Annotated in this window: 11 protein-coding genes; 4 read left to right on the forward strand and 7 right to left on the reverse strand. The window is 69.9% G+C overall.

Going from position 1 to position 12,002, the window contains the following annotated elements; translation table 11 throughout:
* Positions 1-2: 2 nt before the first annotated feature.
* Genes EV670_RS15135 through nagZ form a run of 3 tightly spaced genes read left to right on the forward strand, consistent with a single transcriptional unit; the run spans position 3 to position 2,284 of the window.
* Entirely contained in the window at positions 3-803 is an 801-nt protein-coding gene (locus tag EV670_RS15135; protein ID WP_130433563.1) for a pyridoxine 5'-phosphate synthase, read from the forward strand.
* A 6-nt stretch (positions 804-809) separates the two neighbouring features.
* Complete coding sequence (gene acpS / locus EV670_RS15140) at positions 810-1,211, forward strand: holo-ACP synthase (protein WP_130433565.1); 402 nt, start codon at positions 810-812, stop codon at positions 1,209-1,211.
* A complete protein-coding gene (gene nagZ / locus EV670_RS15145; RefSeq protein WP_130433567.1) occupies positions 1,208-2,284 on the forward strand; it encodes a beta-N-acetylhexosaminidase in 1,077 nt (358 codons plus the stop codon). Before acpS ends, nagZ begins: the two co-directional genes overlap by 4 nt.
* Positions 2,285-2,348: 64 nt before the next feature.
* Here the strand turns inward: nagZ and EV670_RS15150 are convergent, their stop codons facing one another.
* The gene (locus tag EV670_RS15150; RefSeq protein WP_130433569.1) at positions 2,349-2,966 is read right to left on the reverse strand and encodes an FMN-binding negative transcriptional regulator; all 618 of its coding nucleotides are present in this window, start codon (positions 2,964-2,966) and stop codon (positions 2,349-2,351) included.
* A 34-nt stretch (positions 2,967-3,000) separates the two neighbouring features.
* Here EV670_RS15150 and EV670_RS15155 point away from each other — a divergent pair, with 34 nt between their 5' ends.
* Positions 3,001-5,652, forward strand: a complete 2,652-nt coding sequence (locus EV670_RS15155; RefSeq protein ID WP_242616991.1) for a ligase-associated DNA damage response DEXH box helicase — start codon at positions 3,001-3,003, stop codon at positions 5,650-5,652.
* Here the strand turns inward: EV670_RS15155 and EV670_RS15160 are convergent.
* The 6 genes from EV670_RS15160 to EV670_RS15185 form a co-directional block, all read right to left on the reverse strand.
* On the reverse strand, positions 5,552-6,859 hold the full coding sequence (locus EV670_RS15160; RefSeq protein WP_130433573.1) for a tetratricopeptide repeat protein: 1,308 nt from the start codon (positions 6,857-6,859) through the stop codon (positions 5,552-5,554). The two genes, EV670_RS15155 and EV670_RS15160, sit on opposite strands and share 101 nt — an antisense overlap.
* On the reverse strand, positions 6,856-7,599 hold the full coding sequence (locus EV670_RS15165; protein WP_130433575.1) for a hypothetical protein: 744 nt from the start codon (positions 7,597-7,599) through the stop codon (positions 6,856-6,858). The genes EV670_RS15160 and EV670_RS15165 overlap by 4 nt, the downstream gene beginning before the upstream one ends.
* 96 nt (positions 7,600-7,695) lie before the next feature.
* A complete protein-coding gene (gene rocF, locus EV670_RS15170) occupies positions 7,696-8,628 on the reverse strand; it encodes an arginase (protein WP_130433577.1) in 933 nt (310 codons plus the stop codon).
* A gap of 55 nt (positions 8,629-8,683) precedes the next feature.
* Positions 8,684-9,607: an LOG family protein gene (locus tag EV670_RS15175; protein WP_130433579.1), complete on the reverse strand. Its 924-nt coding sequence runs from the start codon at positions 9,605-9,607 to the stop codon at positions 8,684-8,686.
* 12 nt (positions 9,608-9,619) lie between these two features.
* Complete coding sequence (locus tag EV670_RS15180; RefSeq protein WP_130433837.1) at positions 9,620-10,420, reverse strand: HesA/MoeB/ThiF family protein; 801 nt, start codon at positions 10,418-10,420, stop codon at positions 9,620-9,622.
* Positions 10,421-10,498: 78 nt separating this feature from the next.
* The gene (locus EV670_RS15185) at positions 10,499-11,944 is read right to left on the reverse strand and encodes a S41 family peptidase (protein ID WP_130433581.1); all 1,446 of its coding nucleotides are present in this window, start codon (positions 11,942-11,944) and stop codon (positions 10,499-10,501) included.
* Positions 11,945-12,002: the final 58 nt, after the last annotated feature.

A 12,002-nucleotide genomic window follows, 5' to 3' on the forward strand; every position in this document is an offset into this window, starting at 1 on the left:
CCATGAATCCGCTCGTCTCCTCCGGCCTCGACTCGCGCCACGGCGGCACCACCGCGCTGTCGGTCAACCTCAACAAGATCGCCCTTCTGCGCAACACGCGCACGCTCGGCATCCCGAGCGTCACGCGCGCGGCGACCATCGCGCTCGAAGCCGGCGCGCAGGGCATCACGGTCCATCCGCGGCCGGACGAGCGCCACATCCGCCCGCATGACGTGCACGAACTCGGCGCCCTGCTCAAGGCCTGGCCGCAGGCCGAGTTCAACATCGAGGGCAACCCGCTGCACAACCTGCTGCCGCTGGCGCGCGAGGTGGTCGCGGCCGGGCTGCCGCTGCACCAGCTGACCTTCGTGCCCGACAGCGTCGAGCAGAGCACCTCCGACCATGGCTGGAACCTGCCTGCCGACAGCGAGCGCCTGCGGCCGCTGATCGATGAAGTGCACACGCTCGGCGCGCGCGTGAGCCTGTTCATGGATCCGCTGCCCGAGGCCATGGCGCAGGTGCGCGCGCTTGGTGCCGAACGCGTCGAGCTCTACACCGAAGGCTACGCGCGCGCCCACGGCACGACGCAGCAGGCCGAGGTGCTGGCACGCTACGCGGCAGCGGCCGAGGCCGCGCTGCGCGCCGGGTTGCGCCTTAACGCCGGCCACGATCTCAATCGCGACAACCTGGCCGACTTCCTGCGCGCCGTGCCCGGCATCGAGGAAGTCTCGATCGGCCACGCGCTGGTGGCCGACGCGCTCGAACTCGGCTTGGCCGAGACGGTGCGCGACTACCTGCGTTGCATCCGCAACGCCGAGACCTGAGTCGCCGTGATCTACGGCATCGGCACCGATCTCTGCGACGTGCGACGCATCGCCGCGACGCTCGAACGCAAGGGTCCGCGCTTTGCCGAGAAGGTGCTCGGCCCCAACGAGCTCAAGGTCTGGCAGGCCCGCTCAGCACGGGTGCCCGAGCGCGGCCTGCGCTACCTGGCGAGCCGCTTCGCCGCCAAGGAAGCTTTTTCCAAGGCCATTGGCCTGGGCATGCGCATGCCGATGAGCTGGCGCGCCTGCGAACTGCTCAACGCGGCCAGCGGCCAGCCGCAGATCCGCCTGCATGGCGCGCTGAGCGACTGGTTCGAGGCACGCGGCCTGCGTGCCCACGCGACCATCACCGACGAATCCGACTACGCGGCCGCCTTTGTGGTGGTCGAGACGCTGACAACACCATGAGCCTGCACGCCCCCGTCATCCTCGACATCGCCGGCACCGAACTCAACGCCGACGACCGCCGCCGTGTCGCGCACCCGCTCACCGGCGGCCTGATCTTCTTCACCCGCAACTGGGTCGGCCGCAGCCAGATCACCGACATCGTCGCCGAGCTCAAGAGCATCCGGCCCGACCTGCTGATCACCATCGACCACGAGGGCGGCCGCGTGCAGCGCTTTCGCACCGACGGTTTCACCCACCTGCCGGCGATGCGCCGCCTCGGCGAACTATGGATGGACGATGGCAGGAAGGGCGTCCCCGGCACCGGCGCGATGCGTGCGGTCGATGCCGCCACTTCGGCCGGCTATGTGCTCGGCGCCGAGCTGCGCGCCTGCGGCATCGAGCTGAGCTACACGCCGGTGCTCGACCTCGACCATGGCCGCAGCGAGGTGGTCGGCAACCGCGCCTTCCACCGCGACCCGCGGGTCGTGACCGTGCTCGGCCAGAGCCTGATGCTCGGCCTGCGCCAGGCCGGCATGGCCAACTGCGCGAAGCACTTTCCGGCCCATGGCTACGCGGTGGCCGACTCGCATGTGGCGCGCGCGGTCGACGAGCGCAGCCTCACGCAGATCCTGGCCGAGGACGCCCAGCCCTACGACTGGCTCGCGAGCGGCATCAGCTGCGTGATGCCCGCGCACGTGACCTTCCCCAAGGTCGACGAGTGGCCGGCCGGCTTCTCGGCCCGCTGGCTCAAGGACATCCTGCGCACCCGCATGGGCTACGCCGGCGCGATCGTCTGCGACGACCTCAGCATGGAAGGCGCCCGCATCGCCGGAAGCGCGCTCGATGGCGGTCTCAAGGCGCTCAACGCCGGCTGCGACCTGCTGCTGCTGTGCAACCAGAGCAAGGTCGACGGCGGCCGGCCGGTCGACGAACTGCTCGACGGCTTGCAGGCCGCACTCGAGCGCGGCCAGTGGCAGGCCGATCCGATGAGCGAGCAGCGCCGCCTGGACCTGCTGCCGCAGAGCGCGCCGCTCACGTGGGACGAACTGATGCGCGACGCGCGCTACCAGCGCGCGCTGGAGCGGCTGCCTTAGTTGTCGAGTTCCAGACGCTTGTTCATGGCGACGATGCCGCTCCATGAGCGGCACGAGTTGATCATCAGCCCGGCCGGTGCGCTCGAATCAACGCCGCCGAATCCGCATGCCCGCCCGCCTCCAACGCCGCAGCCGCCCCCTGCGCGTCGGCCTCGTTGCGGTTCTGGCTGACCTTCCACTTGGCGTCGATGCGCTCGATCGTGAGTTCGAGGCCGACGATCGCGCGCAGGTTGGCGGCGATGAAGTCGGTCGGAGCGTCGCTCGGTTTCCAGGGCTGCGCCTGGGCTGCCTCGTGGGTCTTGGTCAGCGTGCTCACCAGCGCGTGCAGTTGCTGCACATCGTCGAAGAAGCGCAGCGGGCCGTGCACATGCACCACCGCGTAGTTCCAGGTCGGCACGACCTTGCCGTGCTCGCGCTTGCTCGGGTAGCCCGAGGGGCTGATGTAGGCCTGCGGGCCCTGGAACACGGCCAGCGCGCTGCCCTGGATCGCGCTCTGCCATAGCGGGTTGGCGCGCGCCACATGGCCGCGCAGCACGTTGCGCTCCACGTCGAGCATCAGCGGCAGGTGGTTGGCGACCAGACCGTCGGGCGTGGCCACCACCAGGGTGGCGAGCGGGTGCGCCTTGAGCAGCGCGTTCCGGATGGTCGGGTCGTCGAGGCGGAAGTGGGCGGGCTGGTACATCGTTCGCATCCTACGGCCTGATAAGTTCAGGCTCGTGCGCGATCCTTCGACCACCGCCTCGCCGAGCGACGCCGCGCCGCTGCAAGCGGCGCGGGCCTGGTTCTCGGCCCGGGGCTGGCAACCGGCCGCGTTCCAGGTCGAGGCGTGGCAGCACATGCTGGCCGGGCGCAGCGGCCTGCTCCATGCGAGCACCGGCTCGGGCAAGACTTACGCGGTGTGGTTCGGTGCCTTGCTGCGGGTGTTGGTGGAGAAGAAGAAACGAGAGCAGGGCGCACCGCCGCTGCGAGTGCTCTGGATCACTCCGATGCGGGCGCTGGCCGCCGACTCCTTGCGCGCGATCACGCTGCCGCTGGCCGATCTGGCGCCGCACTGGACCGCCGGCATCCGCACCGGCGACACGCCGAGTGCCGAGCGCGCGCGCCAGGACCGGCGCATGCCGACGGTGCTGGTCACCACGCCCGAGTCGCTGAGCCTGATGCTCTCGCGCGAACACGCACGCGAAGAGCTGGCGCAGCTCGACGTGGTGATCGTCGACGAGTGGCACGAGCTGATGGGCAACAAGCGCGGCGTGCAGGCGCAGCTCGCGCTGGCGCGGCTGCGCACCTGGAACCCGGCGCTGCTGGTCTGGGGCCTGAGCGCCACGCTCGGCAATCTGGACGAGGCGGCGCGCACGCTGCACGGCCATGCCGAGGGCGCGCTGGTGCGCGGCCATGTCGACAAGACGCTCGTGATCGACACGCTGCTGCCGGCCAACCCGGGTCGCTTCTCGTGGGCCGGCCACCTGGGCGCGCAGATGCTGGAACCGCTGGTGGCCGAGCTGGAGGCCTCGGGCACCGCGCTGGTGTTCACCAACACCCGCTCGCAGGCCGAGATCTGGTACCAGCTGATCATCAACGCGCGGCCCGATTGGGCCGGGCTGGTGGCGCTGCATCACGGCTCGCTGGCCCACGAGGTGCGTGAGTGGGTCGAGGCGGGGCTCAAGGCCGGCAAGCTGAAGGCGGTGGTCGCGACCTCCTCGCTCGACCTTGGCGTGGACTTCCTCCCGGTCGAGCGCGTGCTGCAGATCGGCTCGGCCAAGGGCGTGGCGCGGCTGCTGCAACGGGCCGGCCGCAGCGGCCACCAGCCGGGGCGGCCGAGTCGCATCACGCTGGTGCCGACCAACACGCTGGAGCTGGTCGAGGCCGCGGCCGCGCGCCGTGCTGCGCAGGCCGGTCGCATCGAGCGGCGCGAGACGCCGCAGCGCCCGCTCGACGTGCTGGTTCAGCACCTGGTGACGCTCGCACTCGGTGGCGGCTTCGAGGTGCTGCCGCGCGACGGCGCGCAGGGCGGGCACGACGCACCGGCGCTGCTCGACGAGATCCGGCGTGCTCATGCGTACCGCGATCTCACGCTCGAACAGTTTCGCTGGGCGCTCGACTTCGTCGAGCGCGGTGGCGCCAGCCTTGGCGCTTATCCCGAATACCACCGGGTTCGCATCGAGGCCGATGCCGACGGCGTGCTGCGCGCCGGCGTGCCCGACCGCGGCATCGCGCGCCGGCATCGCATGTCGGTCGGCACCATCGTCAGCGATGCCTCGATGCAGGTGAAGTGGATCACCGGCGGCACGATCGGCTCGATCGATGAGGGCTTCATCGCGCGCCTGAAACCCGGCGACTGCTTCATCTTTGCCGGCCGCGTGCTCGAGTACGTGCGCACGCGCGAGATGGCGGCCTACGTGAAGCGCGCAGCGCGCAACCGTGGCGCGGTGCCGGTCTGGGGCGGCGGCAAGATGCCGCTGTCGACCGAGATGGCGAGCGCCGTGCTCGATCTGCTGCAGGGCGCGGCGCAGGGCGATGACGATCCGGTCTGGAGCGAGCCCGAGCTGCAGGCGGCGCGGCCGATGCTGCAGACGCAGGTGCAGCTCTCGCGGCTGCCGACGCCACGGACGCTGCTCGTGGAGACCTGCGACTCCCGCGAAGGCCATCACCTCTGCCTCTATCCCTTTGGCGGTCGCAACGTGCACATCGGGCTGGCGCAGCTGTTCGCGTGGCGGCTGTCGAAGCACCAGCCCAACACCTTCAGCCTGGCGGTCAACGACTACGGGCTCGAACTGCTGAGCGCGCTGCCGATCGAGCTGGGCGCGGTGCTCGACCACTCGTTGTTCGATTCCTCGCGGCTGCTCGACGACGTGTTGCAGAGCCTCAATTCGGGCGAGCTGGCACAACGCCGCTTTCGCGAGATCGCGCGCGTCGCCGGCCTGGTGTTCACGGGCTTTCCCGGCGCACCGAAAAGCACGCGCCAGCTGCAGGCCTCGAGCAGCCTGTTCTACGAAGTATTCCGCAAGTACGACGCCGGCAACCTGCTGCTGACGCAGGCCGACGCCGAGGTGCTGAGCCAGGAGCTCGAGATCGGCCGCCTGGCCGCCACGCTGGCGCGCATGCAGACGCTGCGCATCGAGCACGTGGCGCTGCCGATGCCGAGCCCGATGAGCCTGCCGCTGATGGTCGAGCGGCTGCGCGAGAAGCTCACGACCGAGAAGCTGGCCGACCGCTTGCAGCGGATGCTGCAGGAACTGGAGGCGGGCGCCGCACGGGCCGAGACCTCGCTCAGCCGCCCAGCAGCCGCAGGCGCTGCGTCACGTCGTCGCGCTCGGGGTGCAGGGCCTGCAGCAGGCGCAGGTAGCCGATCGCGCGCGGCGCGTCCTTGAGGTAGGCCGCGGCGCTGACCGCCAGTTCGAGCACCATCGTGCGGCGCTGCTCGCGCTCGCTGATCTCCTGCCCCAGTTGCGAGCCGGCGATGCTGTCCAGATGATGCCGCTGCTGGTCACGCAGGCGCGCCACCGCCAGCGAGCCATCGTTGAGCGTGAGATAGCGGTCGGCATCTTCGAGCGCCTCGGCGGCCCGGCCCTGCTTGAAGCGCGCGGTCCCGCGCAGCCACCAGCCGTCCTCGAAGGCCGGATCGACCTCGATCGCGCGGCTGGCGGCGGCCTCGGCCATATCGTGGCGGCCGATGTTGGCGACGCAGAAGGCCAGCCGGCACAGCTCGGTCGGCCGCAGCCGTGCCACCAGCGTCTCGGGCGATTGCTCGCGCTGCAGATCGGCCAGCAGCGCCTTCATCGCCTCGGCCACCGGCTGCTGGCCGGCGGCGGTGTAGACCGCGTGACCGGCCATCGCGCTCATGAACAGGCGGGCCTCGGCGTCTGCCGCCACCTCGGCCTCTCCGGCCGCGCGTGCGAGCCGGCGGGCGCGGTCGAAATGCCCGGCCGCCACCGGCAGCAGGCGATCGCTCGGGATGTCGAGCACCGCGTGGCCGAGCCGGCACAGGAACTCGGCCGAGTCGGCCTGGGCCGGGAAGGCCTGCAGGTAGGCCTCGAACAACGAGAGGCGGTCGAGGCGATTGATGCCGACGGCAGCCCGTTCGAAGTCGCCGCGCGAGATGCGCGTGCCCTGGGCCTCGATGCCCAGCGTGTTGCGGCCGGCCTGCAGAAAGAACTCGTCGGCCCACGGGTCGGCAAAGCTGATCCACCCGGCGTCGCGGTCGATCGTGCCGATCTCGGTGTAGTGGTGCGTCTCGCGGTCGGACAGCAGCGCGGTGTCACCGGCCTCGGCGAACCACCAGAGGTGGCGGGCCGGCACCGCCACGCCGCGCTCCAGCGGCAGCCGGCGCTGGCGCGACCAGATCGGGAACACGCTCAGGTCGGGCATCTCGTTGCGCAGCGGCGAGTAGGCGCGACGCGAGATCTCCGCCATCTCGCCGAGATCGACGCGCGTCATCGGGCGCGGATTCGGGCTGCTGCCGGCGTGGCCGACGCCGCCCAACGCGAACATCGTGGACCACAGCTTGCCGTTGTCCACGTAGACCTGCAGTCGCGGGTCACGCGGCGGTCGCGGCAGCAGGCCATCGTCGGCGTTCATTCGGCTTCCTTGTAGATCGCCACCGGCAGCGAGGTGTGCTGGCGCAGCTCGCGCGCGCCGACGCGGTAGAAGGCGCGCAGGCAGAAGCGGTAGAGCCCGCCGGCGTTGGCGCTGACGGTGATGCGCAGCGGCTGCGGCGCGTCGCGCGGGCCGATCGCGAGCAGCGAGGCCGGGTCGGTGTCGAGGAAGTTGGCGCTCTCCGCCAGCAGCGGGCGGCTGCGGCCCTCGGAGTCGCGCATCATGCGACGCGCGCGTCCCACGCGTTCGCCCTCGAGCTCGACGAAGAAGCGCAAGGGCTCGACGAGGCCGGCACCATGCACCGCGTCGGCGGCCAGGCCGGCCTCGTACTCGGGGCGCGCCTCGGGGCTGAACGCGATCAGGTGCAGGTCGAGACGCTCAAGCAGGATCTGCTGCTCGCTCTGGCCGTTGTGGGCGAGGGTCAGCGCAAGCCGCACGCCCTCGATGAACACCGGCTCGCTGCCGTCGGCGCTGGCGAAGGGACCGGGCGCGCCGTCGAGCGGCATCAGCACCTCGGCCGAATCGAGCGCCGAGATCTCGAGGTCGGCACCGAACAAGGCCCGCACGCTCTTGAGCGCGGCCGGCGCGCCGGGCACGAAGGCGCCGGGCACCTCGAGCAGCTTGACGATCGGCTCACCGACCTCGGTGGCGATGGTTCGCACCCGCTCCCAGAGCGCCTGGCGCGGGCTGCGCTGGTTCCAGGTCCACGGCTTGGCCGACATGCTGCTTCCCGAAGGAGGCGCGCAGTGTCGATCCGGGTCCTGGGCTCGTCAATCCTGCGGCGATGCCCGCCGCGCCGTGCGTGGCAGCGCCCGCGGCTAGTGGCCCTTGCGCATCAGCGTGCTCTTGCCGAACAGGCTCTCGATCAGGTCGAGCGCGACCACCGCGGTGCGGTTCTTCACGTCGTAGGCCGGGTTCAGCTCCATCAGGTCGAGCGAGGCCATGCGACCGGTGTCGGCGATCATCTCCATGCAGAGTTGCGCCTCGCGGTAGGTCGGGCCGCCGTTGACCGTGGTGCCGACGCCGGGCGCGATCTCGGGCTCGAGGAAGTCGACGTCGAAGCTGACGTGCAGATGGGTGTTGGCATCGAGCGTGGCGAGCGCCAGCTCCATCGCGTGGCGCATGCCCATCTCGTCGATGAAGCGCATGTCGAAGACCTCGAGGTCCTGCTGGTGCACGAAGCGCTTCTCGCCCGGGTCGACGCTGCGGATGCCAATCTGGCGCACCCACTTCGGGCTGATCGCCGGCACATGGCCGCCGATCTCGATCAGTTCCTGCGGGCCGTGGCCGCTGAGGCAGGCGACCGGCATGCCGTGGATGTTGCCGCTCGGCGTGAGCTGGCTGGTGTTGAAGTCGGCATGCGCGTCGAGCCACAGCACGCGCAGCTTCTTGCCCTGCTCGCGGCAGTGGCGCGCCACCGCGCTGATCGAGCCGATCGCCAGGCAATGGTCGCCGCCCAGCAGCACCGGCAGGTTGCCCTGCGCGAGTTCGGCGTACACCGCCTCGTGCACCGAACGGTTCCAGGCCGTCACCTCGGGCAGGTGGCGGTAGCCGTCCGTCGGCGGCTGCCAGGGGTTGGCCGGCCCGATCAGGTTGCCGCGATCGACCACCGTCAGCCCATGCGCCTCGAGCGCCGGCTGGATGCCGGCCACGCGCATCGCCTCGGGGCCCATCGAGGCGCCACGTGCGCCGGCGCCGATGTCGGTGGGGGCGCCGATCAGCGCGACGGTGGGAACGGGATTCGTGCTCATTGCAAACAGGGCGTGGTGCCGGATATCGGGAAGGGATGGAAGTGGCTCGGCGGCTTCAAATGTCTTCGGCCAGGCGGCCCTTGTCGGCGCCGGAGGGCTCGTTCGGGACCAGCCCGTAGTGCTGTTCGATGACGCCCCAGGCCTCCTCGGCGCTCTCGACGAAGTGGAACAGCTTGAGGTCGTCGGCGCCGATCATGCCGGTGCCGACCAGCAGCTCGAAGTTGATCAGCTTGGTCCAGAACTCGCGTCCGAACAGCAGGATCGGGCGCTTGCGCACCTTGCCGGTCTGCTGCAGCGTCATCACCTCGAACAGCTCGTCGAGCGTGCCGAATCCGCCCGGGAAGCACACCAGCGCAATGCTGCGCATCAGGAAGTGCATCTTGCGGATCGCGAAGTAGTGGAACTGGAAGCACAGCTCCGGCGTGATGTACGGATTGGGCGCCTGCTCGTGCGGCAGCACGATGTTCAGACCCACGCTCGGGCCGCCGGCCTCCAGCGCGCCACGGTTGCCGGCTTCCATGATGCCGGGGCCGCCGCCGGTCACGACCACGATGTTGTGGTCGAGCCGCTGCGATGCCTTGGTCACCATGTTGGCAAAGCGTTGGGCCTGCTCGTAGTGATGCGACATCGCCAGTTGCATCTCGGCGCGCTTGATCGCGGCCTCGTCGCCGGTGGTGCGCGCCGCATCGCAGACGGCACGCGCGGCATCGGGCGGCAGGATGCGCGCGCTGCCGAAGATCACGATCGTCGAGTCGATGCCGAACTCGCGCTGCACCATCTCGGGCTTGAGGTACTCGAGCTGCAGGCGGATCGAGCGCAGGTCCTCGCTGAGCAGGAACTCGCTGTCGGCGAAGGCCAGCCGGTAGCTGCTGTCGGGGCCGGCATAGGGCTCGCCGAGCTGCTGCTGCTCGGCGGCGGCCTTGGCCGCCTCCTGGCGGGCCGAGCGGAAGTTGCGTGAGGAAAGCTTGGAATCGTTCATCGGATCGGGAGCTTAGTCCTTGGCGGTGCCGCGCGTGCCGCAGACGCTGCAGTCGACGCGACGTGCAATGCCGAATTCGCGCCACTGCAGGCCGCGCGCATCGAACATCTGGAGCCGGCCGGTGGCGACGTCGCCGACGCCGGCGAGCAGCTTGAGGGCCTCGGCCGCCTGCAGGCTGCCGATGATGCCGACCAACGGCGCGAACACCCCGAGCGTGGCGCAGGCCACCTCCTCGTAGGCGGCGTCCTCGGGAAACACGCAGGCGTAGCAGGGGTTGGCGGCGCGCCCGGGGCGGGCCGGATCGTCGCGCTCGCGGGTGTCGATCACCATCAGTTGGCCGTCGAAGCGGATCGCGGCGCCCGACACCAGCGGCCGCGCGTGCGCGACGCAGGCGCGGTTGACGGCATGCCGGGTCGCGAAGTTGTCGCTGCAGTCGAGCACCACGTCGGCGGCGCGCACCAGCGCGTCGAGACGGCTGCCGGACACTCGCTCGGCCACGGCGTTGACGCGCACCAGCGGGTTGATCGCGCGCATGCGGGCCGCGGCCGACTCGACCTTCAGTTGGCCGACGCTGCCGGTGTCGTGCGCGACCTGGCGCTGCAGGTTGCTCAGATCGACCCGGTCCGGGTCGGCCAGAGTGATCGTGCCGACCCCGGCCGCAGCCAGGTAGAGCAGCGCCGGTGAGCCGAGGCCACCGGCGCCGATCACCAGTGCATGCGACGCAGCCAGCCGCTCCTGGCCCTCGATCCCGAACTCGTCGAGCAGGATGTGGCGGCCGTAGCGCAGCAGGGCGTCGTCGTCGAGTTCGGGCATCGGTGTCGTGATGAAGCGCTGGGTGCTCAAGAAAAAGGGCCCGCGCGGGGCCCTTCTTGGCGCAGGCCGTCGAGCGCTTCAGTTGAGCTTGGACTCGTCGGCCTTGCGTTCGGTCTGGGTCTTCGAGGCGAGCACGGTCTTGCCCTTGAGCTGGTTGAGCGCCTGCTGCAGCGGGAAGTCCTCGGCCGAACCGAACTCCGGCAGCGGCTTGGGCGCCTTGTTGCCGTTCTTGGCCTGCTCTTCCTCGATCTTCTTGATCGCGTCTTCGCGAGCCTTCTCGCGCGCGGCGATCTTGGCCTGGTCCTCGGCGCTGCCACCGGTGATGTGCTTGTCGAGGTCGGCCTCGCGCGGACGCAGCGCCGCAAACACATTGCCATCGGCGGTCTCGTCGAGCCAGACGTCGGGAACGATGCCCTGGGCCTGGATCGAGCGGCCGCTCGGCGTGTAGTAGCGCGCGGTGGTGATCTTCAGCGCGGTGTCGGGCGAGAGCTGACGCACCGTCTGCACCGAGCCCTTGCCGAAGGTCTGCGAACCCATGACGGTGGCGCGCTTGTGATCCTGCAGCGCGCCGGCGACGATCTCGCTGGCCGAGGCCGAGCCTTCGTTGACCAGCACCACCAGCGGCACGTTCTTGAGCGCCTCGGGCAGCCGCTTGAGCGGATCGCTGCCGCGGCGGGCGTAGGACTCCGGGTTGGCCTTGAAGGTGGCCTTGGATTCGGCGATCTGGCCGTTGGTGCTGACCACCACCGTGTCGCGCGGCAGGAAGGCGGCCGACACCGCGACCGCACCCTCGAGCAGGCCGCCCGGGTCGTTGCGCAGGTCGAGCACGATGCCCTTGATGTTGGGATCCTGCTTGTACAGCTCGCCCAGCTTGGCGGCGAAGTCCTCGACCGTGCGGTCCTGGAACTGGGTCAGGCGGACCCACGCATAGCCGGGCTCGAGCAGTTTGGCGCGCACGCTCTGGACGCGAATCTCCTCACGCGTGATCGTCACCGGGAAGCTGCGGTTCTCGCTCTTACGGAACACCTGCAGCGTGACCTTGGTGTTGGGCTCGCCACGCATGCGCTTGACGGCCTGGTCCATGCCCAGGCCCTTGACGAAGGTGTCGTCGATCTTGGTGATCAGGTCGCCGCTCTTGATGCCGGCGCGGAAGGCGGGCGAGCCCTCGATCGGCGAGACCACCTTGACCAGGCCGTCTTCCATGCCGATCTCGATGCCGACGCCGACGAACTTGCCGCTGGTGCCTTCGCGGAATTCCTTGAAGCTCTTCTTGTCGAAGTACTGGCTGTGCGGATCGAGGCCGGCCACCATGCCGCCGATGGCGTCGGTGATCAGCTTCTTCTCGTCGACCGGCTCGACATAGTCTTTCTTGACGATGTCGAAGACCGAGGCGAGCTGCTGTAATTCCTCGAGCGGCAACGGTGCCGACGGATTGCGGGCAATGGCCTGGAGTTGCATCGTGGCCAGCGCGCCTGCGATGGCCCCCAGAGCAACCCAACCGCCGACTTTCAATTTCACGCCCATGACTGTGCCTTCAAGCTTTGCGGTTCCAGTATAGGACCGCGCCTGCTCTTGGTGCCGG

Source organism: Rivibacter subsaxonicus (assembly GCF_004217215.1).
GTDB classification, from domain to species: domain Bacteria; phylum Pseudomonadota; class Gammaproteobacteria; order Burkholderiales; family Burkholderiaceae_C; genus Rivibacter; species Rivibacter subsaxonicus.

Coding starts and splice junctions, on each gene's coding strand:
- nagZ (WP_130433567.1), top strand. CDS start 1,208: ATGAGCCTGCACGCCCCCGTCATCCTCGACATCGCCGGCACCGAACTC.
- EV670_RS15175 (WP_130433579.1), bottom strand. CDS start 9,607: ATGAACGATTCCAAGCTTTCCTCACGCAACTTCCGCTCGGCCCGCCAG.
- EV670_RS15180 (WP_130433837.1), bottom strand. CDS start 10,420: ATGCCCGAACTCGACGACGACGCCCTGCTGCGCTACGGCCGCCACATC.
- EV670_RS15160 (WP_130433573.1), bottom strand. CDS start 6,859: ATGAACGCCGACGATGGCCTGCTGCCGCGACCGCCGCGTGACCCGCGA.
- EV670_RS15165 (WP_130433575.1), bottom strand. CDS start 7,599: ATGTCGGCCAAGCCGTGGACCTGGAACCAGCGCAGCCCGCGCCAGGCG.
- EV670_RS15150 (WP_130433569.1), bottom strand. CDS start 2,966: ATGTACCAGCCCGCCCACTTCCGCCTCGACGACCCGACCATCCGGAAC.
- rocF (WP_130433577.1), bottom strand. CDS start 8,628: ATGAGCACGAATCCCGTTCCCACCGTCGCGCTGATCGGCGCCCCCACC.
- EV670_RS15135 (WP_130433563.1), top strand. CDS start 3: ATGAATCCGCTCGTCTCCTCCGGCCTCGACTCGCGCCACGGCGGCACC.
- EV670_RS15185 (WP_130433581.1), bottom strand. CDS start 11,944: ATGGGCGTGAAATTGAAAGTCGGCGGTTGGGTTGCTCTGGGGGCCATC.